Origin of the sequence: Vibrio pomeroyi, assembly GCF_024347595.1 — a bacterium.
In the GTDB taxonomy this organism is placed as follows: domain Bacteria; phylum Pseudomonadota; class Gammaproteobacteria; order Enterobacterales; family Vibrionaceae; genus Vibrio; species Vibrio pomeroyi.
Genome location: NZ_AP025506.1, coordinates 2,931,796 through 2,954,724 on the forward strand (window position 1 = coordinate 2,931,796; position 22,929 = coordinate 2,954,724).

Genomic DNA, 22,929 nt, shown 5'->3' on the forward strand with positions numbered 1-22,929 from the left:
TTCATTGTAAAAGTCTGATGAGCAGAATAATGAGTGTCACCTTTAAAGATGTCGCAAAGTTAGCGGGTGTCTCTACCCAAACCGTTTCTCGAGTGACAAATGGTTCAGAGAGCGTCGCCGAATTAACACGTAACAAGGTTAATGCGGCCATTAAGCAATTGGGGTATGTACCAAACAAGGGCGCGCAAATGCTCAGTCGAGCTAAATCCACCAGCGTTGGGTTGGTGACTCTCGATATGGCATTGCATGGCGCTGCGATGATCGCCAATGGTGTGCGAATGCAAGCACATGATTTGAATTATGGTATCGCTTTTTCTGTTGTATCAGAGCCCAACCTCGCTAATACGCGTGAAGCTATCCGTGAATTAATGGCTCAACAGGTCGACAGCATCATTCTGAATGTGCCTTTAAAAAGTGACGATGCAGAGTTATTAGTCGAACAGTACCAACACTTAAATCTTATCTTCATTGATGTCCCCTCCAACAGCCAAGTGAACTATGTTTGCGGTGATCACGCAGAAGGAGCAAAACTTGCAGCTCAACATCTGATAGAGAGTGGGCGAACTAACTACCTATTGATCACAGGTCCGAATGAATCCAGTGCCTCACAGATTCGCCATCAAAGTTGGTTAGCAGCGTTATCAGATACCGATTGCAAAGTGCAGTATCAACACCAAGGGAACTGGCAAGCAGAAAGTGGTTACCTTGGTGTTCGCGATGCTGTCGCAAAGCAAGCAACATTTGATGCTGTGTTGGTGGCAAGCGATCAGATGGCATTAGGAGTATTACGCGCCCTGCAAGAACTGCAAATTCCAGTGCCTGACAAGGTCGCAGTCGTCGGTTTTGATGGCATCGAAGACAGCGCTTTCTTTAACCCACCATTGACCACCATCAAACAGGACTTCACCACGATTGGTCGACAAGCTGTGGTACTTGCAGAGAAGCTCAACGCTAATTCACAAGATGCTTTGCTACAGCACCATATCGTAACTTCATTACTCACAAGAGAAAGCAGCCAACCTAAGGTGGCTACTCATTATGAGAAACAAGAGATAGAGCGACTGCTGCAACGGATTCAAACCCTTCTGCCTGAATCTAGATGAAAAGAAAAAGCGCTAGGGGGAGCTAGCGCTTTAAGACCAACTAAGTCCGTTTAGCCTGGTAGGTTTTTGAGCTATATCATGGGGATATAACCAATTTTTTTACTTAGGTAAATCAAAAAGCCTATTCTTTACGACTGCTTTGAGTCGTAAATTAAGTATAGTCGGGTTGTGAAAAATGGAAGGAATTATTTCGTTTATTTTTGCTAAAGCGAATAAAGCTAAAGTAGCAAAGCAGCTTAAATGAACTAACCTTTAATCATGATAGGAAATCTTGATGAAGGGTTATATGGATCCAGAGACGACAACCGCTAAACCCGTTCCTCAAAAAGATAAATCAAGCTTGTTATCGTCTTTACTTCATGAATTCAGAAGAAACAAACTGATTTTGTATTATATTGCATTCACAACTCCGGTAACACTGATTGTAAATTATTTCGTACCTCACGAAGTTCGGTACAACATCTATACCTACTTAGAGATTTTGGCGACAGTCTGCTATGTCACCTTTATATTATGGGCAACATACTACTACTGCTACCTGTTGTTTAATCGAGAAAAAAGACCGACAAAACAGTTTATCAACAAGATAAAAACGTTGTTGTTTCCTGTATCAAAGCCGATCTATTTTGTTCTGTTGATGCTCGTTTTGAATATCTCATTCTCTAGCTACACCTTCCTAAAATCGGTAATCCCTTACCTTAATCCATACTTTTTAGATCTCGATTTCTATCATCTAGATAAATGGCTACACTTTGGCATTTCACCTTGGGAAATTACCCACTTTTTCCTGCCTAATGCAATAGCTTCACTCACCATCAATATCTTGTATAACTTATGGTTTTTTATCATGTGGGGGATGCTACTTTACTTTGTAATTCATCGAAAAGATGACCAACTTCGTAACCAGTTTTTGCTCACATTTTTAAGTTCATGGTTTATCATCGGGAACATTATGGCCACCCTACTTTCATCGGCAGGCCCTGTTTTTATTAGCCATTTCAACCATCAAGATTTATACCTCCCTTTAATGCAAAGACTAGACATGCAAAGCGCTGAACTCACAGAACATGGCATGATGTCTTTGTGGGCACTGAGTACCCAAGATGCGCTGTGGGCCAGTTATGTTGGGGGTGTTGGTGATATAGGAACGGGCATATCAGCCATGCCGAGTATGCATGTAACAATATCTGTGCTGATTGCGATGGCATCATTCAGACTAAGCAGAAAACTTGGTTACTTAGCTTGGATTTATGCGTTTTTTATTCAGGTTGGTTCAGTACATTTGGCATGGCATTACGCAATAGATGGCTATTTCGGCGCAATACTTGTTGTTGCTCTCTGGCACTTGATCGGTTACTTACTCCGAAAGAACGCGCCCTCAATTACTCGGCAGTAATAACAATCTCCACCGCTTGAGAAATTATCTTTCTCAAATGAGTATTCTTGTCGTCCAATTGTTTTCCCTTGCGATAAACAAGCTGTATATCGAAGTCTGGGACATCTATCGGCGGAGCAACTGCTATCAATGAACTATCTACATTAGGGGCATTTCTAGCAACTAGCTTAGGCACAATGCACAATAGCTTTCTTCCACTGATCAACCGTTTAACCGTTAAGAAGTTACTCGATGCAATTGCCACTTTTCTTGTGTAGCCCAACTCCGCAAGTTTAATATCAACTGCTGTTTCTAGCGATCCGTTAGGCGACACCAAGGCATGCTCTACAGAGACAAACGATTTTAGTGACATCGGAAGGTCTACATCCATAACCGATTCATCAAGCAAGCAGACATGCTGCTCAGTGTAGAGGTGTTCAATACCATACAATTTAGGAGCCTCACCGAAACTACCTATTGCAATATCTAGCTTTGCCTCTTCGAATACCTGCTGGTAATTGGTTCGATTAACGTTGAAAAACGCAACTTGAGAGCTTGGCGACGCTTGTTTGATAAAGTCGAATATCATTGGCCCAAACATCTGTTCTGCGTAATCGGTAAGCCCAATCTTCCAACTGCCTTTATAATTATCAACTTCAAACCTTTTGGATAAAAGAACTTCTGATTGAATGGTATTAAGCAGAGCCTCAACAGTGCTTGATAATTCAATCGCTCTGTCGGTTGCTTCCATCTTGCTACCAACACGCTCAAATAAAGGGTCATCGAACAGCTTTCGCAATCGTTGTAGGCTATGACTCATCGCAGATTGACTGACATAACAACGCTCAGCAGCCTTGCTGACACTGTTGGTTTTATACAGCGCCTGCAGTGCAATCAGTAAGTTAAGATCGATTCCTTTCCAGTTAAAATCAGCCATGTATCATAACCCATTTCATTAATAGTTATAATTAAAACAATTAATTTGAATCATAGTTCAACTCCACCTAAATTACGCTAAACATTTATCTGGAATCGATCATGCTTTCAATTTTTAAAACCTTTTTCTGGCTTGGCTGGATTAGCTTTGGTGGGCCAGCTGCACACATCGGCTACTTCCGTAAAACCTTTGTTGAGAAGCTTAATTGGCTATCTGATGAAGAGTACGGGCAAATTGTTGCTCTCAGTCAGTTCCTACCGGGTCCAGGCTCAAGCCAAGTTGGCTTTGCAGTTGGCTACAAGAAAGGTGGCTTAACTGGTGCGATTGCCGCTTTTATCGGCTTCACATCCCCATCGGTCATTCTTATGCTGATATTGGCTTTAGTGAGCAACCAACTATTGGAAGCACCGTTGTTCAACTCAATCATCCACGGACTAAAGCTACTCGCAGTTGTGGTTGTAGCTGATGCAACGTTCGGCATGTACAAAAACTTTTGCCAATCAAAGATAGCGACCGCCTTGTGTGTGATGACAGCGATTGTCCTGCTGTTAGTTCCAGGGATCTGGCCGCAAATCTTCGTACTTCTGTTTGCAGCTATCATTGGCAGCACGTTTTTGACTTCACAAGAGCTAAAGACGGTTCCATCGACACACAAGATATCCATAACACCGCTCATTATTTTCGTAGCGCTTTTGGTTGGCCTTCCTCTGTTCAGTGCATACTCTCAAGGTATTGAAGTCTTTGGTTTGTTCTACCAAGCGGGCAGCTTAGTATTCGGTGGCGGCCATGTGGTACTCCCATTGCTACAAAATGGTATTGGCGACCAACTATCGCAAGATGCCTTCCTTACTGGATATGCAGCAGCACAGGCAGTACCAGGGCCTATGTTTACACTCGCGACTTACTTAGGTTATGTATTGATGCCATCAGCACCGATCACAGGCGCACTGTTAGCGACGATTGCTGTGTTCTTACCGGGCTTCTTATTACTACTAGGTGTACTGAAAAACTGGCAAGCAATTGCGAGCAAACCTCTGGTAGCTGGCGCTCTTACTGGTGTGAATGCGGCAGTTGTAGGTCTACTACTTGCAGCCCTGTATCAACCTATCTTCACAAGCGCAGTGAGCAGCGGCATAGACTTCGCTCTGATCATTATTGGTGTGTGGCTATTGAAAACAATGAAGATGCCGATTGTAGGGTTAGTTGGTACCTTTATCGCGGCAGGTGTAATTCTTAACTACTTGTAATTAAGCGCTTAAATACCAAACTGACTAACAAATAATAGCCCCTGATAATGAAACTCATCAGGGGCTATCTTCTTTATAATGGTTTAACTTGATAGAAGCGTTATATGGGAGTGCTTGCTTTCATTTCCCTTACCTCTGCCAACGCTCTATTTAGGTTTTCATTGGCAATTTTGTAGTAAGAAGGTTTTTTATCGATGGCTTGTTGAAGATAGGGAATCGCTTCATCAGGTCTTCCTTGAATGATCAGAAAGTACCCAACATTGTTGAGAGCTTCCGGTGCATCCATATGGCGCATGAAAACATTGATCGCCTTTTTCACATCACCTGATGCTAGATAGATAAGTGCAAGGTTGTTTTGAGCTTTCTCGTTGTTAGGTTCTATCTCTAACGCCGAACGCGTGTACTGATACGCTTCTTTGTAGTTACCATACATGTAGTGGGAATAGCCCATGTTCAATAATGCTTTTACCGAAGTCTTATCGATAGTCAGCGATTTCTTAAAATATTCTTGGGCGATCTGATGTTTACCTTCAACATCTTCCAGCACACCAATCCCCATGTAAGCCAATGCTGGAGACATACTATCAACCTTCAAACCAGCGACTTCACTTTGGCTTAATGCTTGGTAATTTTTCGTCGTTTCACTGCTTTTTAAACGAACTTGGTCTGCATTAACGGCTTTAAAGAAATAGCTGCGACCTTCGTCTGTGCGACGCTGTTTGGTATATAAAACACCTAATTGCTCTAAGACTTCAGTATGTGCAGGGTTAAAATCTAGTGCAGCGAGATACGCTTTTTCAGCGAGAGCATAATTGCCTCTTGATGAGTGAATTCGACCGATAGTAAAGAGCGTTTTATCGTGAAACTCTTGTTCAGGAAAAGACAGAGATCGGATGTATTCATAGAGAGCTAAATCGATGTTGTTGTCTCTTAATGCCACATCACCTCGCATGATGGCTTCTTTTTCACTAACGGGTGGATCGTCACTGGTTAATGTATCTATTGGCTTGCCCGAATACAGCTCGGCATCAAACTGATTAGTAGGTTCATCAGACGATGCACACCCGAGAATCAATAGCGGCAGTATAAGTAAAACCATTCTATTCATTCGTATCATAAACTCGCTCCTGGAGATGTCAGTGCATCCATTACAATCATCATCCCAGGCCCAAGAGCTACGATAAAGAAGCAAGGCCAAATGAACAACAACATAGGAAATAGCATTTTAGTAGGAATTTTTGCTGCGATTTCTTCCGCAGCTTGTTGGCGTTTATCTCGGAAATCTTCGGTGTAATCACGTAAGGTTTGCGCCAAACTGCCGCCCATTCTTGAAGCATGTGAAAGCAAAGACACAAGCCCTTCTAGCTCACGAAGTCCTGTCCGCTCCACCAGTTGACTAAGGGCATCTGGCATAGTGACACCCGCTTGGATTTTGGCAAATACCGTATCTAGTTCATCGGCAAGTTCAGGTTGAGAAATGTAGAGCTCATTAGCAACACGCCCTAGAGCAGCATTAAAACCAAGGCCTGATTCAGTACACACAACAAGTAGGTCAAGTGCATCCGGCACCCCATTTCTAATTTTTCTTTGTCTCTCTTTTTGCATTTTATTCAACACAAAGTTAGGTAAAAACGTACCGACAAAGATACAAGTCACAATCAATAAATTGTTGTAACTGTCACCAATGGCTAGATAAAACACAACGAATGCACAAACAAACCCTATTAATGCTGAAAGCACTTTGAGTGCGTAAAACACCGAGAGTGCACTTTTTTCATGGTATCCCGCATGCATTAATTTTTCGGAATACGTTTCGTTGTCCTTTGTGTTTCCTCTCCCAATAAATGGCGTTAAAGACTCCAAAGTATTAGTAAAATCATAAGGTTTTCGGCTACCCGTTTGGTTGCCCCCAGAGATCTGCTTTAACTTTTTTTCCAACGGCGAACGTGAACCAACAAACAAAAAACCTAAAGTCAGAGTAAGTAACATCGTGGTGAGCAGAATCATTCCATACAGCAAGGTTTGACTGCTGATACCGATCTCAGAGAGTGCTTGTTTCCATACTTCCAAATCAAAGAATTCCATAATCTATATCTCGATATTTATGATTTTTCTTATCCACAAGGCCCCAATAGCCAATAAAATCACACCAACACTGACCATCGATATTCCTCTCGGGTCACTGTACAAAGGTTCGATATATTCGGGGTTTACGAATTTAAGACCGAAAAAAAGGGCAAACGGAGACAGAGTCAGTATCCAAGCTGAAAGTCGACTCTCGGCAGAAAGGGTTTTAACTTTCCTTTCTAATTTAAAGCGGGCTCTTAATACTTCAGATACTTTTTGTAGGTTCTCAGAGAGATTCCCCCCGGTTTCTTTCTGCAGCATAACCGCACTGGAAAAAGCCAACATTGAAACGGTCGGCACCCTTTCTGACATTTGTAAAATAGCGAGTCTTAAATCGTAGCCATAGTTGAGTAAGTTATAGGTATTTTTAAATTCGACCCCTATAGGCTCAGGCATCTCTTCGCCTACCTCATTGAAAGACTGAACCAGTGGTTGGCCGGCTTGTAAGGCCCTTCTGATAATATCCAAGGCTTCTGGTAGCTGTTCTTCAAATCTTGCCATTCTGTAGGTCACTCTATTTTGTACAAACAGATAAGCGATGACCCAAACAAAGACAAAAGCGGCAACACAAATGAACCACACCTGATTAAAAACCAGAGCGATCAGAACCAGTAGCGTTCCACATAAAAATACAATCAACAAGAAACGACTCAATGTGAGTTTAAGGCCTGCTAACTCAAGCATGCGTTTCAGGTCAGCAAAGAAAGGAATAACGATCAATTTTCGATCGAGCGGTGATAACTCTTTGTTGTAATGTTCTTTTAAGAGCGACAAGCTCTCCTCATCGATATTCCTCTGCGTCTCTTTTAAACGACGAGATAGCTCTTTGTGCTTGGCTTTCTTACCAGCAGCAGGCAATAACAAGGCCTGTGAGATAAACAACACTGCGACAAACAAAAGGGCCAACGATACCGTTACATTATCCATAATCGGCTCCTCAGCTATGTGACTCAGTAAAGAGCTCAAACGGCAGGTCAAGACCGCGCTTAACTAACTGGTCATGAGACTGAGGTACCACACCTGTTGCTGTGTAGTAACCTAAGATGTTGCCATGCTCATCTACACCTTGACGCTGGAAGTGGAAGATCTCAGACATGGTAATCATCTCTCCTTCCATCCCATTGATCTCTTGGATACTGACCATGCGACGCTTACCATCTTCTTGGCGCTCCATTTGAACCACCAAATGAATCGCAGAAGCTATCTGTGCTCTGAGGTTTTTCGTTGAAATATTCCAGCCAGCCATCGAGAACATGTTTTCGACACGACTGAGTGCATCTCTTGGTGTATTAGCGTGAATAGTTGCCAATGAACCATCATGACCCGTGTTCATCGCCGCTAGCATATCCACCGCTTCACTACCACGCACCTCCCCAACAACAATACGGTCAGGTCGCATACGTAAGGTGTTTTTGACGAGCTCTCGCTGACTGATCTCACCTTTACCTTCAAGGTTTGCAGGGCGAGTTTCTAAACGAATAACGTGGGGCTGTTGAAGTTGGAGTTCGGCGGAATCTTCAATCGTAATGATTCGTTGATCTCGAGGAATAAAACCAGAAAAGATATTCAGTGTCGTGGTTTTTCCTGACCCGGTACCACCTGAAATCAAGATATTAAGTTCACCTTTTACAGCGGCTTCAACAAACTTAGCCATCTGTGGGGACGCAGACTTATATTCCAATAAGTTGTCCATCGTTAAGCTATCGACTGCAAAGCGTCGTATTGATACTGATGGGCCATCTAAAGCCAGAGGAGGGATAATCGCATTAACCCGTGAACCATCAACTAATCGAGCATCAACCATTGGCGACGCTTCATCAATTCGACGCCCAACTTGGCTAACAATGCGATCTATGATGTTTCTAAGATGTCGGTCATCTAAAAAAGTGTAAGGTGTTTTTTCTAATTTACCGCCACGCTCAACGAACACATTTTTAGGCCCGTTCACCAAAATATCGGATACCGTTTTATCTGCCAATAACGGTTCTAATGGCCCCAAACCAAAAACTTCATCTTCGATTTGCTTGATAACTCTCTTCCGACCCTCGGCACTCAGAGCATGACTTTGATCGTCAGCCATTAATTGAACAATGGCTTCATGAAGATCAACCTTGGCACGTTCTTTATCAAGGCTCGAAAGCAAGCCAAGGTCGAGTGTTTCGAGCAACTGCTTATGAAAATAATGCTTAATAGAAAGCTCTTGCTCTAAGACTTTTCTGGCTTCATTGACTGATTTTTCCTGCTCCTCATTGGCATCTAAGCCTTGCGGAGCAGTCGATTCATTAACAACACCCATAGGAAAAGCCGCGGTGTTATCACTTTCTTGTTGTGAAAATTGTTCTACTTTTTTTTCAAACTCAGGGTTTATATTTTTCCGTTTAAAAAACATACCGATCCCTCACCTATGCTTAAAACAAACAACCTATGAAAATATCTTTTTGAGCCAGCCTTTCTCTTCCTGCTCGGGAGGAGAAAGGATATGAGACAAATCGATGATCGAGCGCGTAATCGAACTCTTCTTCTTTGACTCAACCAAAGGCAGTCCTAAATTGGCGCTCTCTAGTGCCACTTTAAAATCGTTGGGCATTAAATGGATATCGTGCTTTCCAACGGTTTGTTCTATATCCGATAACTTAATGGTTTGTCGTTTCTCATAGCGATTTACAATGATCTCGATTGCGTCTTGTTGTAACCCATACTCAAATTTCAGAGTTCTTACCAATCGGTTACTATTTTTGACAGACACTAAGGTTTGCTGAGCAACCAGTAGCACCTTAGTCGCAGGAGAGATAGCCGATGCAAAAATATGATCTAGCCCTCGAGAGAAATCGATAATAATGTAGCGATAGAAGCGACGTAATACAGGTAATAACCGCCCAATTTTCTGCGCGTGTTCATAATCATCCGCGTTATTTTCATGCTTGAAGCTTAAGACGTGTAATCCTGACGAGTGCTTGTTCACCAAGCTTCCCAAAGACATCTCATCCAAGTCATTGGAGCTATCGATGGCATCTGAGATGCTGTAAGTTGGTGTGATATTTAAATATTCAGGGATAACACCAAATTGAAGGTCTATATCAAGTAAAAGCACTTCATCTGGATGATAACTGGCTATTTCTACGGCCGTATTGAGCGCCAAGGTTGTTGCTCCCATTCCACCTTTGGTGTTGATAAATAGGAACACTTCTCCATAACTCGAGTTTTCAATTTTCTCTGCCGCCGTTTTCTTGAGTAGCGGCAGAAGACCAGAAATAGAAATATCGTGAGATAGGAAATCTGAAGCCCCAAGTCTTAATGCTATTTTTAACGACCCGTTGTCATTCTCATCACCAAACACAACCAAAGATAAATCATGCTCTTCTAACTGCAGATTGTAGCTTTGTAGGTCGACCATTTTCTGAGCCCAACCACCACTGGCTTCGACAAAAATCAAATCGGGCGCATCAATATTTTTTACGTATTCTTCCGTCATCCCAAGCAAAGAAAATGACTCGATGTGAACATTTCGGCAGCGTTTCAACTGCTGTCTCATGTGAGAATGAAAATTCTCATTGTTATAAATGAGCCACACATTCAAGTTGGTTTTAAGGCGAATCGCATCGTCTTCATTCGGTAAAATATCAATTGCTTCGCCCATATTACCCACCCTGTATTTGTTCCGGACATCTTGTCCTAGTATTTGTATTGGCTTTAATTACACCTAAATTCTCAGCGGGTAAAATCGTCTCAAACGCAGGTGCCGCAAGAAACCCATTTGTCCCTAAAAAGCTGAGGTTGCTGATCAACTGAATGCCATAGCCTGTCGCTCTTGCTCGTACAAACTTAATTGCACTAAAATTGGCTTCGAAATCAGAGGTAATTTCAGCGCCAGTAGCATCCAAGTACGCCACCTCCAAGTTGCTGTCGCTAAACCCCAGTAGTGGAATGTCTTCTACAACAATCTCCGCAATATTATCGCGATCTAAGACGTAACAAACGGTCGCTAGCCTTGCCGCTTTTCTCGTCGCCTCGTTAACAATCTGGAGTGAGAATACATAAGCCCCCAAAGCCAAAATCAGAAAAATCAGCAAGAAAACCAACCAAGAAACTATCGTAAACTCGATAATGGCTAAGCCGTTATGCTTCTTGATTGACTTCATCAGAAAACCCTCATAACTGACGACACACTCAAGGGGACAGCTAAGCTTTCAGATGAAAATGGAATCGATAAAAAGTGAGGAACATAATCGTAATTAACCGTTACTCTCACATAACTGTCTGCTGAAGGAGGAGTGACAACTACGTCAGAAGTAGCAAGACTAGAAAGTATGGCCGTACCTGCAGTGTTCTTACCGTAAACCACAATATTTTGAATTTCCGCAGTAGGAGCCAATGTCCCACCCTTTGTTCCGTAAACCTCACTCACAGCATAACGAACCCCGTTTTGAACCGATTTTGAGATGATATTGTAGTGAATTAGGATGTTTCCCAGTTCAAGAACCAACACCAAGAAAAACAGTAATACCGGTGTCGCAATCAACATTTCAATTGCAGCGAGGCCTTGTTGTTTTCTTAAGTTGTTACCCATAACTAAGAGCCTCCTCCATCTGGGTCTTTATACAAAACAATTTTGTAAGGTCCTTCAGTTGATGACTCAGCCCCACCTGAACCGCCAACAACACTGCAAGAATGTATAAATTCACCAAATACTGCCGGAGTACCTGAATTGTTAGTTGGCGCCTTTTGCAATAAGAAGAAGCACCCTATTTTCTGAACGGTAAAACTGGTTACTCCACCACTTTTACCTGAGCAATCAACCATAGGAACAGGAAGAATACGTCGCCATGCTGTACCATCAGACACACAGCCAGAGCCCATATTTGCTATACATGCGTTGGTGTCGGCCTCATATTGGGAATAGGTGTAAGAGCCATCAAAATCAATATCACCCGTTTTACTGTCTATCTTAATTTCAGAACTGGGCTCAGTAGTTACATAATCAGATGGGTAATCTGAACTTGATAAGCCGCCACCATAATCACCAAAACGAGTATTTAAACCATCAGCTGTAGGACCAACCGTTCCCCCAGGCTTCGTAGTAACACTATCTCCAATAGCGACGGAGTAATCATAGTAACCAGCTAAGGCTTCTTTTACCGTGCTTCCTCCAGATCCAAAATCCAGTAAGTGATAATTACCATTTCCCATTTGAGACAGTTTTTTATCGCCCACTTTTAAAGCATGAACTGCGCCTACCTCATAACCAAAGACATTGGTAATTGCCTCTCCGGTAGCATCATCATAACCATCTTCGTTAATATCGTTATCTGAAGTCCCGTCACCAACACACACTCCTATAGGCACAATATTATTCACGACTTGCAGCCCTGAACTTGGTCCTGCAACCGCCGTTGCCGATACGCTTTTCTCTAAACCGAACATCTGAATAAAAAATTCATCCATATCTAATGAGCTGACATTAACTCGAACATATACATCATCATCAACACCAAACGTAGGTGTCCCCGCAAAGCTTTGAGGATCATTAGAATATTCAACGCTAACCACAGCCGTCGAGAAATCAAATTCATGATTACCAGAAGATCCAGCCATGGCATTCAATGTTGATGTAACTTCAGCAGATACCGCGGTTTGATCTTTACTGTTATCCAAAATCGTCGCTGCCGCTAACGCCGCTGAATCAACCGCATTCTGTAGGCGAGTTTTATTCACTAGCATATGGTTTATATCCACAGCTAAAGCTGATACGGCTAGAAAAACTAACAGGGCAATGGTCACAAAGATGACTACCAACCCGCTCTGTTTTTTAGGCATTTTTGATACTTGATACAACATAAAGTACCTCCAAACTAATTAAAGCTCTTCAAAACCTGGCTGCTACTTCCGGAGAGTTCTTCATCACCTTTACCCACATACTTATCGTATCCCGCTTGCATGCGCTCCCCAGTACCATCAGGTAGAACCTGCAAGTTCTCTTGAGTTGCATTCGGGTTGTACGTTTGCTCCATTTTCAGCTTAGCAACCGACTGACCTAAAGGGGCATCATTCGCACACCCCACCAATAAAACTACGAGAAAGACCATCATTGTTTTAATCATATCTATCTCCTTATAAATCATGACCAAATGAGCCTTCACTACCACCATCAGTTGGTGCGATACCCTTAGTGGAACTTGTACTACTGTTATCTTCTGAATCGGAAGGCTCAGCAATATAAGCGCCTCTACCTAACAGGTAATATTCAAGATCATTGGGATCAACAAAAGCATCGGTTGGTAACGTGACTTTGCTTCGGTCTACAGGTTTAGCGAGCCTTGGTGTAACAAGAATGACAAGCTCGGTTTCACCAGATATATATTCTTGGCTATTGAAAAGCTGACCTAACACTGGCACATCACCGATCCCAGGCATTTTGTTACTTACATCTCGTACGTTCTCACTCAAGAGCCCTGCAATACCGATAGTTTGACCATCAGCGAGCTCAAGTGTGGAAGAAGCACTTCTACGTGTAATCGGTGGAATAAAGTATGTCGCATTGGTCGATCCCGGATCGATAGTCAATGAGCTGTTATTAGCAATCTCACTCACATCTACCGCTAGGTTCAGGTTGATTTTTTGATCGCTGAGTACAGTCGGAATAAATTTCAGCCCTACCCCGTACTCTTTGTACTCTATGGTAATACCGTCATCGTCCGGAACAGGAATAGGGAACTCACCACCCGCTAAGAACTCGGCCTTAGAACCACTCAATGCGGTTAGATTAGGTTCTGCTAATACCTTAGCCACACCATTCTGTTTGGCGACATCCAACGCAAAGGTAAACAAGGTATTGCTATCAATGAATGAACCTAGAATCCCATAATCGGTTGACGTGGGAATATCAAAGATGGGCGTTGCCCCCAATACACCAGCTGGAACCGATGAGCCACCCCAAGAGAAATTAGAACCGCTGGTTTGGAAAAAGTGGAAGTTTGCATCAAACTTTCTCACTAGGCTTCGCTGAACTTCTGCGACCGTCACCTCTAGCATGACTTGTTGAGCACCACCAATCGACATCAAGTTGATAACCCCAGTTGCAGCCGCTTGCTCACTGCCACTTTCTTTAGAATCATCCGCGGCTTGCCCTGCTGCGTAAGTTTCAGCAATTCTCATCGCCACATTCATTTTTTGTTGGTTACTAATTTGCCCACTCAACAACAAGCGATTCTGAGCACTGTGTACCTCGATCGTTTCATCAGGAAGAAACTCGTACAGCTTCGACTTCAAACTATTAAGATCATGAGTAACCTCAATATTAATAGATTCAATCAACTGACCGCGTGAATCCCATGCCATCAGGTTGGTTGCACCCAATTTGTTACCAATTAAAAACACTTCGTTTGACTTCAGAATCACGATATCCAAAACATCAGGATCACCAAGAGAAACCTTGCTCGCTTTGCCTGAAAGCACCACATGCGTGGATTTATGATGTGGAACCGTGACTGTTTTTCCGGTTTGTAATGAAGCAAAACTTACAGTCGAAAAACAAATCAGGCTCAACGCACACACTAATATTATTTTCATATCTCACCTCAATCCTTGACGCGAACATTGGATGTTTCCGTACCCTTGATAATGGTCACGCTTGGTCTAGGCACGTATCGACGAACGACTTTCTTTTCTACTTCATGAGGGTTTCTTAAGGTTAGCTGGATACTGCCTTTGCTCTTCGCCGTCAGAAGCTTTTCAGCATCTTTAGGGGTTACCTCAAGCGTTACCGCACGAACAATAATAGGGCTGTTTTCTTTGGTTCTAGCTGTCTGGTCAACGGCTAATACCTTAATGTCTTTCAACACGGTTTGAGTCGACGCAGAGTTTTTACCGTAGGAAACGGTATTAAGAATATCGACCTTATTTCCGGGTAGTAGGAAACCAGCCACACCAATCACATCATCCACACGAATCGTCACTGCTCGCTTGTTCTCAGGAATGAGTGCCGCAAGTGTCGAACCTTCACCGGGAACGGTAAAACGTAACTTATGAAGTACCTCTCCGGCATAAATAGTGTTCGCAACAACCTTACCAACTAGCTCTGACTCATCTGAATAGTTGTTATCATTAATCCAATCAACTTCCATCAACTTGGTCGTTAAGAATTGCTTTTCAATTATGGTTCCAGCTTCAATTTCTTGAGACGCAACTACAACCGGGTGACGTTCAACCTCTTCGACTTCAACAGTCGGTTGAACTTGGTCGTCCATCCATTGCTTAGCAAAGAATACAGCTGCTAAGCCGAATACTACGGACAGTAAAAACAGTAGGAAAACCTGACTCTTATTCATTATTTTCTTCCTCGTGTCCATCAGAGGTAAAGTAGACTTCCCATGCCATGGAAAGAATATCGAAAGTAATAACGGGCGGGAGTTGCTCAAACGAAAGAATGTCTTTACTAATACCTACGAGATCTTTCGGTAAGCAGGGGAAAAGTGGCACCTTATAAAGGGTGTGCATTTGCGACAAGCGCTCAAAGAATCCATCTTGGAGCTCCATCTCTTTCTCTGCAACAACGTTCATCCACAAAGCTTCATAATCACGTTGATTAAGAGGTTTGAACTCAATTTTATAACCCAGTCTGCGTAAGAATGCTGGGTCGCTGATCTTCTCAGGGTTCAAGTTCGTGGAGAAGGCAAGCGTTAACACAAATGGCATCGTGACTTGTTGGCCATTAGGTAACGAGAGGTAATCAAAAGAATACTCCATCGGCACAATCCAGCGATTAAGCAATGTATCCACTGGCATTGGTTGGCGTCCAAGATCATCAATCACAAAGATGCCGTTGTTGGCCATCATTTGTACGGGAGCCAACCAAACTCGACTGTTCTCAGAGTGATTAACTTCAAGCATGCTCATGGTCAGCTCACCACCAACCTGAATGTTCGGTCGCTCACAATTAAGCCAACGCTTATCGTATTGATCCTTAAGAGAAACGACATTCTCACTACCATTACTATCTAGTGGTTTATGGTGTTGAGTAGAAAAAACCTTAATGATATTTCCGAGCGCATAAACGGCATAAGGAATAAAAACGGATGTGTGTAGAGCATTCACAATACGTGTTGCAACAAAGGTTTTACCGGTTCCTGCATGCCCATACAGAAGCAAAGCTCTACCCGAATTAATTGCAGGTCCCAACACAGAGATCATTCTGTTGACGCCATAGACATCACTCAGTGCCGCTTCGACATGCGGTCGCGTCACTAACTCCGCTCTTAGATCTTGTTGCTTTACAATGTCACTATATTGAGCAAGTGAAACAGGGACAGGTCCAAGATAGGCATCACGGGTAAAGGCTAGGTCAGCTTCTTCCATACCTTTCTCCGACAAGGAATATCGGACATGGCTATGCGAAGATGACTCTAAGGAGAGAGCTGAGACTGGCTGGAAAACTTCAATCAATGATTTTTTTCTGAGTACCGCAAGTCCGTTTTCAACAATATGTGTCACTACACACAAGTAGTTAGAAAGCTCTAAGACATCAGATTTAGGGTACGCAGATAAGTGCTTGAGCAATAAATTTTCAATCACAACTTCAGGTATACCAAGCGATTCAATGGACGTCGGAACCAAAGGAGCTGATATTTGAGGCTTTAAAGTGCTCGGGGAAGGAATCCCTCTCATATCCATATGTCCTCTCCAACACATCGATTAGTGATTTAGTTTGATCTAGGCAAAATAACTGTACATCGCTAAACCTATAACAACTGAAGGAGCAAATGGCATGGTTACTTTATTTGAGTAACGAGAATGCACAACATACTCACCTTTCATATTTGGTGATATACCACTGACTAACAGCAATTTTTCTTCAAAATATTTACGAACTGTCATATCACTATTATTAGCTCGATTATAAAACAGATATAATATCCCTATCATCCCCGATGCAATGAGTATGTAATAAGAAACATCAAGTAATGATCCCCACCCAATATATAGACCAATAACACCCAGTAACTTTACATCCCCAGCAGACATAGCCTTAATAAAATATAAGAGCAAACCCACAGAGAAAAGAACGATAGCACCTGTTAATGAAACAAATAATGTATCTATTGAAAATTCGTCATTTAAAACTGACAAGAAATAAAAAGACAACAATAAAATCAGTATCTTATTTGGTATACGATGTTTCTCAACATCGTATACCGAAACAATAATAAGCAACGCCCAAAAAACCAAAGATTCACTTATCATTAATTTAGATACCCGCTACAATCGAAAGAAACTTACTGATTAGAGCAGTTGCTATTCCTGAAAATATTAACCAAGCGAGAATGACAAGTGAAGCAGCTCCAATGACATATTCCACCACAGTTAATCCTTTCTGGCGCTCCACTCTTTTAAGGTTCATTTTTGGTAAGCTCTTATGACGTACTGATTTGATCAACGATCGTACTTAATTTCGTTGATAACGCAGTACCAATACCAGTAAATATTGTCGTTAATCCCAATACGAGCATAGCAGCACCAATTACGTATTCAATGACAGTAAGACCTTCTTCATCATTCATGAATTCTTTACAATTTTTCAAAAACTTACTCATGAGAATCTCTCCTTGATTTAGGTAACAGGTTTTGTTTACCTGTAAACTAAATCTAGAGCTGAACAATATATTCGGTTAGGATTTTCTTGCCATTTACTTGCACTTTCTTGTCGTACTTCTAATCTATTTAATAAACACGGTTTTGTTATATTTTCTCGCCGCCAATCTGAATATGATACAGGTTCAATATTAATGAAAATAATTACACCTTTACTGTCAGATATCGATAGCGACTTTAATTCAATTATCATCAATAAAATAAGTCGTTACTTTCCTATTGATAACTATAAACAAGATATATCTATAATCAGTAACTTAGATGTAAGGCTCGTATTCTTTATATTGAATAGAACAGATAATCTTCAACTGATTAAAATGGCCCTCTCTATTTGTGAAAACCTGAACAAACGAATAGTCATTATTTGTTCAGGCCAGATACCTAATATCGTGCGAAATCATAAGAATATATTCTTTGTTATCGAAACGAACAGTAATCATCTGACCAGTACCTTTGAAGAACTTAAAAATAAAACACAACATATCTTCGAACCTCACTTCGATCTCGACCGAAATACCAATAGCAACAATCAACTGCCAGCAAAGCTGTTCACGTCTGAGGTCGTTAACTTTGTTATGGACAACATTAACAAAGAGATAAGAGAAACAGAGATCGCTGAAAAGTGTCATTGTTCAACCACCTACTTTTCTAAGAAGTTTCATCTACACTTTGGAGTGAGCTTTAGAGACTTTGTATGCGACAAACGAATTCTGTTAGCCAAGAAGTTAATCGAAGCCGATACCGAATCAAAAATCGCTGTCATTTCTTATCAATGTGGATACAAGGATGTGTCGTATTTTTCAAGAATCTTTAAGAAAAGGACCGGAGTAACGCCCGCAAGTTACAGACGTGCCTGCACGGATAACAGAAAACGCTAATTTTACTCCCTAAAAGAAAAAATCATGGTACATTTAACATGATTTTAACAAAAATAACTTAGCGAAAAACATGGAGTTAGACAATGATTCAGCCTAACGAGTTTAGCCAAGAACAAGCAACAGCTCTCCCTACACCCAATGACATGATTTTAAAATGGGCAGAAGAACGCCCAAATGAAGTCTATCTAAAACAAATAATTAACCGCCAATTTGTTGAATTCACTTATAAAGAAGTGGCCGACAAAGCACTAAAACTGGCGTCAGCATTAGAAGGACTCGGAGCCCAACCAGGCGATCGAGTTGCTCTCGTTTCAAAAAACTGTGCAGAGTGGTTTATCTGTGATCTTGCCATGATGTTAGGAGATTTTGTCAGCGTCCCAATCTTTCCAACAGCGGGGGCAGACACCATTCAATACTGTATTGAACACAGTGAAAGTAAGATTGTGATCGCCGGTAAACTTGACGATCCTAAGGCGACTCAACAAGTACTTGATGACAACCCGAGCTTGGTCAGTATCTCGCTACCTTACGATAGTGCCGCGAAATGCCAACACACATTCGAGCAGCTCATCGAAACACACGAACCCTCAAGCAAACGACCTCAGCACCACGACGATAAGCTCATGTCCTTGGTGTATACTTCTGGTACGTCTGGGTTGCCGAAAGGCGCAATGCTGACCTACGGCGCTTTTACATGGTCAGTTCAGAGGTTGATTGATCATATCGGTATACAAAAAGATGATCGTCTATTTTCTTACCTGCCACTTGCCCATATTACGGAGCGAGTTTACATCTTCGGCTCTTCAGTGATGGGTGGTGTGGTTACTGCTTTCCCTGAGTCTTTAGACACCTTTATTGATGATGTGAAGATGCATCGTCCAACCTTGTTTATTTCAGTACCTCGTTTATGGACTCTGTTCCAACAACGAATTCAAGACAAGCTCCCGCAGAAAAAACTGAATTTCTTACTCAAAATTCCGTTTGTGAATAACATCATTAAGAAGAAGCTAGCTGACGGCCTGGGCTTAGATCAAGCGCGCGTTCTCGGCTGTGGTTCAGCGCCAGTATCACCGGCTCTACTCGCATGGTACGAAAGCGTCGGCTTACACATTACCGAGGCTTGGGGCATGACAGAGTCTTTCGCCTACAGTACGCTCAACTACCCTTTCAGAGCCGATAAAATTGGTACTGTCGGTAATGCAGGTCCAGGGATAGAACTCAAGATAGCTGAAGACGAAGAGATTCTCGTTCGAGGTAAAGGGTTATTCTCTGGTTACTACAAGAATGATATTGCGACCCAAGAGTCTTTTAACTCTGAAGGTTGGCTCCATACAGGAGACATCGGGGATATCGACAGCGAAGGCTACCTAACAATTCGTGGACGTAAGAAAGATACCTTCAAAACCGCGAAAGGTAAGTTTGTAGCTCCCGTTCCTATCGAGAACAAACTCTTTGAATACAGCCGCGTAGAAATGATGTGTTTGATAGGCTTAGGCTTACCTGGCCCTATTCTGCTTGTCGTTCCACACGACTTCCCTAATTTTGATCGAGCTCGTTATGAGAAAACGACCAAGCGTGTTATCGAGAAGATGAACGGACAACTCGCTTCACACGAGAAGATCAAAGGCGTATTGATGATTAAGGAACCGTGGAGTATTGAGAATGGTGTGTTAACTCCGACTCTTAAGATCAAACGACATATCCTCGAGCAGAAATACCACGAAGTTGGCCATAACTGGCCGAAAGACAAACTAGTGGTTTGGGAAGAGTAAACAACGACAAAACAACACATAGCACTAAGAGGGGGCTGAAAAAGTCCCCTCTTTTTATTTACCTCAACTCTCTGTCGCGAGCTTAATGATCATAGGTAATCAAAGGTAATTAACAGACACCTTATAAGGTTAAACGAATAATCACATCCAACATCTCATCAAAGCAAGGGCCTAACGCCTCTTCATCGATAGCGTGACAATACACTCCCTCTAACTGAGCAGGGTCATAATCCGCACTTAAATCAGGATCATCCAAAAGCGCACTAGAGTTTGCCATTCGCAACAACAAGTCCTCCCCAAATTCACTATCTGGTCCAGTTGCCGATGTTAATGATGAACCTAACCCCAAGGTAAAGACGTAAATATCTTCCCCTCTTGCCGCTTCAGCAATGTCCTCCACTAAATTACGCGCAACCCGATTAACTCTGGTATACAGATCATTGGCAGAGTGACTATCAGGGTCGTATTGCGCGACAGGACGAACCGAATGAGTTGGATTTAGAATATTGAACTCTGTAGCGCTGGAATCATGAGTCGTGTAGTACTGAGGCATTTCACTGATACGGTCGTCAATATTATTCCCTTCATAACCACCAGACAAAGTGGTTGCTATAGAGTCATGCCTCCAAAGCCCTCTCGGCGTACCACTGCTACCATCACTCGAGCGAATTGCGCCAGTGTGTGAATCGCCATCCTCAAAATCAAACGTTGTCGCAAAAGTATTTGGCGCACCATCGGTGAAGAATACGATCACTTTCAAGTTGGCAGGATCAGTCACCGTTCTTAACTCATTCAGAGCACGATACATCCCTTCTGATGCATTGGTATATTGTGCATTAGACGTGCTACCAAAGTTAAAGCTATCAATTTCTGATTTGATAGTGCTTCGGCTATGACCTCGAGTAGCATTGAATGCGACTGGCACCTCTGAGCCGAACGCAAATTTAACCAATGAAACACGATCAAATCCTTCATGAAAATTCTCAACGAATGACTTAGACCTGTCGATAACGTCTTGTGTCACGTCTCCGATACTCCCGAGCCTCAAGGAAGTCGTGTTATCAATCACTAATACCAAATCCACTGGACGACGAATAGATTGTGCCGACACACCTGGATTGAACGTATCTAGCCCTATCAATGGTAGAAAGACAGTAGGTACTTGCGCTGTCGCTGATATATCGATAGAGATATTACCAAACGAATCATATGCGAAGTTGACGGCACCTAAACTAGGTGTCGCCGAATAAAAGTCGGCAGGAATGTTCGCAGTGAAATATTTTTGTGCCGCTGCTCGTCCTGCATCTTCACCATTAGCTACCGCTCTTGCAGCCGCAATACTCGCCGCATCGACTGCAGCAAAGAGTTTAGACTTAACAATATAAGCACGCCCAGCATCAACAGAAAGTCCCACAACTAAGAGAATAAAAGGCAGTGCGATGACTGACATCAAAGCCACTAACCCTCGACTGTAACGATATTTGATTGGGGTTCCATTATCCATATTGACCTCCCTTACATATATGTTGTGTCGCTCAGAATATATTCATCATCAAAAACTCGACTAAAAATAGGCGAATAGTCATAGAATACTTCTACGCTGTACACGATCTCCCCATCATCAAGCGCCACCGCTAGATTGTTAATGAGAGGAGGATCATCAGCATCGACATCTGAACACTCTCCATCGCTTGCCCAATTACTGCAGCTTGACCAAATAGCACTATTTTTACTCAGGCCGTGCTGATTCCATCGATACTGACTTTTTATATATGGCGAAGCATCTTCTTGCCCAACCACCTCGGTAATATAAATGACGCCGTCTTGCGTCAAATCTAATGTTCCAGATGTCGTCGCTATAATATCCATGACTTCTTGTGGGGTATCAGTATTGCTCCGCGAGATAATATTTCCGCCCTCTCGACTGATACTGATAATGATATGGTTAGCTTGAATGAGATGTGTGATGTCGACAGCAGCAACAATGAGCAACATAAATAATGGTGCTATCAACGTCATTTCTATTGCCGCAAACCCTTTCTCAGCGGCTCTTTTGATCTTCAAAGGAAACATCCTGTCCCTCCTTAAAAAGCTTCGTTTTTCATTGCTGCACTAACGGTAAATTTAAACTTTCCGTCATCGAGCAAAACATACATATAAGGGTTTACGGATGGCCACTCGCAATCAAGGTGAATAGAAATAATGTCTCCTGAACCACCGAATCCGGCGATCGCATTGCCGTAGACATCTTCAACACGTATGTTTTGGACATCCATCACTTTGTCGAGCAGACCGCTCGAAGATTGGGAGATTTTTTCTAAAATTGCCGCTTCTCGGTTACTCGATGCGTCGGGGTCCAGATCAGAACGACCTGTAATGGCATATCTTGCGCCCTCTCTTGCCGAGTGTTGCATGGTTAATTTAACAAACCCGTAGATCCCAAGATCGACAACCGTTAAAAAAAGCGCGAAAAACAGACTCACCACGATCGTAAACTCGATAATAGCGATGCCTTTTATTTTGGATTTGAGATAGCCAAGTGCGCGGTTACGCCCCGAGCCTCTTACAATAGACATTATACAGCCCCCACCCATGCGTTTTTCTAATCATCACTTCCGGCCCATTGGAAATTCAGAAAATATAGAAAAACTTACCCTACAGCTATAGTTTTGACGGATGGGTTGATCAAGGTTTATATAACAAGAGTATTTAAAAGTTTATAAATGGAAAATTAATAATAACCAAAATAAGTTTAACCATCTCATTTTCAATTACTTAATAGAGATTTTGATAGATAAAAACACAATAAATATCGAGTCTTCACTTGTTCATCATTCAAATAACTG

Annotated in this window: 22 protein-coding genes and 1 pseudogene; 5 read left to right on the plus strand and 18 right to left on the minus strand. The window is 42.3% G+C overall.

Annotated elements, in window-relative coordinates; translation table 11 throughout:
* Window positions 1-29 precede the first annotated feature (29 nt).
* Together OCV12_RS12775 and OCV12_RS12780 are read left to right on the plus strand one after the other, a co-directional pair.
* Window positions 30-1,103, plus strand: coding sequence for a LacI family DNA-binding transcriptional regulator (locus OCV12_RS12775; RefSeq protein ID WP_261884809.1), 1,074 nt, complete (start codon window positions 30-32; stop codon window positions 1,101-1,103).
* Between the two features lie 274 nt (window positions 1,104-1,377).
* A complete protein-coding gene (locus tag OCV12_RS12780; protein WP_261884810.1) occupies window positions 1,378-2,499 on the plus strand; it encodes a phosphatase PAP2 family protein in 1,122 nt (373 codons plus the stop codon).
* On the opposite strand, the gene OCV12_RS12785 is transcribed toward OCV12_RS12780, so the two are convergent.
* Window positions 2,486-3,415: a LysR family transcriptional regulator gene (locus OCV12_RS12785; protein ID WP_261884811.1), complete on the minus strand. Its 930-nt coding sequence runs from the start codon at window positions 3,413-3,415 to the stop codon at window positions 2,486-2,488. The genes OCV12_RS12780 and OCV12_RS12785 overlap by 14 nt on opposite strands.
* Before the next feature lie 101 nt (window positions 3,416-3,516).
* Here OCV12_RS12785 and chrA point away from each other — a divergent pair, with 101 nt between their 5' ends.
* Window positions 3,517-4,662, plus strand: a complete 1,146-nt coding sequence (gene chrA, locus OCV12_RS12790) for a chromate efflux transporter (protein WP_261884812.1) — start codon at window positions 3,517-3,519, stop codon at window positions 4,660-4,662.
* A gap of 100 nt (window positions 4,663-4,762) precedes the next feature.
* Here chrA and OCV12_RS12795 read toward each other — a convergent pair whose 3' ends face one another.
* From OCV12_RS12795 to OCV12_RS12860, 14 genes and pseudogenes are all read right to left on the minus strand, one after another.
* Window positions 4,763-5,779, minus strand: a complete 1,017-nt coding sequence (locus tag OCV12_RS12795; RefSeq protein ID WP_261884813.1) for a tetratricopeptide repeat protein — start codon at window positions 5,777-5,779, stop codon at window positions 4,763-4,765.
* A complete protein-coding gene (locus OCV12_RS12800) occupies window positions 5,776-6,747 on the minus strand; it encodes a type II secretion system F family protein (protein ID WP_261884814.1) in 972 nt (323 codons plus the stop codon). Before OCV12_RS12800 ends, OCV12_RS12795 begins: the two co-directional genes overlap by 4 nt.
* A 3-nt stretch (window positions 6,748-6,750) precedes the next feature.
* Window positions 6,751-7,716 (minus strand): type II secretion system F family protein, encoded by a 966-nt coding sequence (locus OCV12_RS12805; RefSeq protein WP_261884815.1) that lies wholly within the window; start codon window positions 7,714-7,716, stop codon window positions 6,751-6,753.
* 10 nt (window positions 7,717-7,726) lie between these two features.
* A pseudogene (locus OCV12_RS12810) lies at window positions 7,727-9,037 on the minus strand (CpaF family protein); the annotation flags it as partial.
* A 174-nt stretch (window positions 9,038-9,211) separates the two neighbouring features.
* Window positions 9,212-10,426, minus strand: a complete 1,215-nt coding sequence (locus OCV12_RS12815; RefSeq protein WP_239848347.1) for an AAA family ATPase — start codon at window positions 10,424-10,426, stop codon at window positions 9,212-9,214.
* A 1-nt stretch (window position 10,427) separates the two neighbouring features.
* Window positions 10,428-10,928 carry a TadE/TadG family type IV pilus assembly protein gene (locus OCV12_RS12820; RefSeq protein WP_261884816.1) on the minus strand — a complete coding sequence of 167 codons (501 nt, stop codon included), beginning with the start codon at window positions 10,926-10,928 and terminating at the stop codon, window positions 10,428-10,430.
* Window positions 10,928-11,356 carry a TadE/TadG family type IV pilus assembly protein gene (locus OCV12_RS12825; RefSeq protein ID WP_261884817.1) on the minus strand — a complete coding sequence of 143 codons (429 nt, stop codon included), beginning with the start codon at window positions 11,354-11,356 and terminating at the stop codon, window positions 10,928-10,930. The genes OCV12_RS12820 and OCV12_RS12825 overlap by 1 nt, the downstream gene beginning before the upstream one ends.
* 2 nt (window positions 11,357-11,358) lie before the next feature.
* Complete coding sequence (locus OCV12_RS12830; RefSeq protein ID WP_261884818.1) at window positions 11,359-12,624, minus strand: Tad domain-containing protein; 1,266 nt, start codon at window positions 12,622-12,624, stop codon at window positions 11,359-11,361.
* 14 nt (window positions 12,625-12,638) lie between these two features.
* Entirely contained in the window at window positions 12,639-12,908 is a 270-nt protein-coding gene (locus OCV12_RS12835; protein ID WP_176680367.1) for a hypothetical protein, read from the minus strand.
* The gene (locus OCV12_RS12840) at window positions 12,898-14,355 is read right to left on the minus strand and encodes a type II and III secretion system protein family protein (RefSeq protein WP_261884819.1); all 1,458 of its coding nucleotides are present in this window, start codon (window positions 14,353-14,355) and stop codon (window positions 12,898-12,900) included. Before OCV12_RS12840 ends, OCV12_RS12835 begins: the two co-directional genes overlap by 11 nt.
* An 8-nt stretch (window positions 14,356-14,363) precedes the next feature.
* Window positions 14,364-15,113, minus strand: coding sequence for a Flp pilus assembly protein CpaB (cpaB, locus tag OCV12_RS12845; RefSeq protein ID WP_239848345.1), 750 nt, complete (start codon window positions 15,111-15,113; stop codon window positions 14,364-14,366).
* Window positions 15,106-16,455, minus strand: a complete 1,350-nt coding sequence (locus tag OCV12_RS12850) for a P-loop NTPase family protein (protein WP_176680370.1) — start codon at window positions 16,453-16,455, stop codon at window positions 15,106-15,108. Before OCV12_RS12850 ends, cpaB begins: the two co-directional genes overlap by 8 nt.
* A gap of 39 nt (window positions 16,456-16,494) precedes the next feature.
* Window positions 16,495-17,025, minus strand: coding sequence for an A24 family peptidase (locus OCV12_RS12855; protein ID WP_261884820.1), 531 nt, complete (start codon window positions 17,023-17,025; stop codon window positions 16,495-16,497).
* Between the two features lie 170 nt (window positions 17,026-17,195).
* Window positions 17,196-17,375, minus strand: coding sequence for a Flp family type IVb pilin (locus tag OCV12_RS12860; protein WP_017088257.1), 180 nt, complete (start codon window positions 17,373-17,375; stop codon window positions 17,196-17,198).
* Window positions 17,376-17,567: 192 nt separating this feature from the next.
* On the opposite strand from OCV12_RS12860, the gene OCV12_RS12865 reads away from it, so the two are divergent.
* Both OCV12_RS12865 and OCV12_RS12870 read left to right on the plus strand, forming a co-directional pair.
* Entirely contained in the window at window positions 17,568-18,311 is a 744-nt protein-coding gene (locus tag OCV12_RS12865; protein ID WP_176680372.1) for a helix-turn-helix domain-containing protein, read from the plus strand.
* 83 nt (window positions 18,312-18,394) lie between these two features.
* Complete coding sequence (locus OCV12_RS12870; protein WP_261884821.1) at window positions 18,395-20,083, plus strand: AMP-binding protein; 1,689 nt, start codon at window positions 18,395-18,397, stop codon at window positions 20,081-20,083.
* A gap of 121 nt (window positions 20,084-20,204) precedes the next feature.
* Here the strand turns inward: OCV12_RS12870 and OCV12_RS12875 are convergent, their stop codons facing one another.
* The 3 genes from OCV12_RS12875 to OCV12_RS12885 are packed head-to-tail and all read right to left on the minus strand — an operon-like array spanning window position 20,205 to window position 22,662.
* Window positions 20,205-21,587 (minus strand): vWA domain-containing protein, encoded by a 1,383-nt coding sequence (locus OCV12_RS12875; protein WP_261884822.1) that lies wholly within the window; start codon window positions 21,585-21,587, stop codon window positions 20,205-20,207.
* 11 nt (window positions 21,588-21,598) lie between these two features.
* Window positions 21,599-22,156, minus strand: coding sequence for a TadE/TadG family type IV pilus assembly protein (locus OCV12_RS12880; protein ID WP_176680375.1), 558 nt, complete (start codon window positions 22,154-22,156; stop codon window positions 21,599-21,601).
* Window positions 22,157-22,167: 11 nt separating this feature from the next.
* On the minus strand, window positions 22,168-22,662 hold the full coding sequence (locus tag OCV12_RS12885; protein WP_370780656.1) for a TadE family protein: 495 nt from the start codon (window positions 22,660-22,662) through the stop codon (window positions 22,168-22,170).
* Window positions 22,663-22,929: the final 267 nt, after the last annotated feature.